The 755-nt window shown below is 59.9% G+C and carries 1 protein-coding gene; it reads left to right on the forward strand.

What is annotated here, in order from left to right; translation table 11 throughout:
• Positions 1 to 755, forward strand: a 755-nt coding sequence (locus tag AC30D9_RS29370; RefSeq protein WP_490145374.1) for an immunoglobulin-like domain-containing protein, incomplete at both ends; no start/stop codon positions are given.

Here is a 755-nt window from a genome sequence, read left to right on the forward strand (position 1 = left end):
TACGCCTGCGGTCACCACGATCACCGACTCTACTGACACTACCGGCCTGACGCTGACCGCCAGTGACACCATCACCGAAGGCGGCTCGATCGTTTACACCGCAACCCTGACCAACGCCGCCGGCACACCCGTCACCGTGACCTTGAGCAACGGCTCGGTCATCACCATCGCTGCCGGCCAAACCACCGGCAGTGTTGCAGTCGATACTCCGGCCAACGACGTTTACAACAACGGCAGTACCGTCAGCACCACGATTACCGGTGCGACCGGTGGCAACTTCGAAAACCTGGTGCCGAGCACTGCACCTGCCGTCACCACGATTACTGATTCGGTCGATGCAACCGGTCTGACTTTGACCGCCAGCGATACCATCACCGAAGGCGGTCAAATCACTTACACCGCGACGCTGACTAATGCCGCCCAGACGCCAGTGACCGTGACCCTGAGCAACGGTTCGGTCATCACCATCGCTGCTGGCCAAACCACCGGCAGTGTTGCAGTCGATACTCCGGCCAACGACGTTTACAACAACGGCAGTACCGTCAGCACCACGATTACCGGTGCGACCGGTGGCAACTTCGAAAACCTGGTGCCAAGCACTGCACCTGCCGTCACTACGATCACTGATTCGGTCGATGCCACCGGCTTGACGCTGACGGCTAGCGATACCATCACTGAAGGCGGTCAGATCACCTACACCGCGACACTGACTAACGCGGCTCAAACGCCAGTGACCGTGACCTTGAGCAACGGCG

The organism is Pseudomonas sp. DF11, from assembly GCF_058148565.1.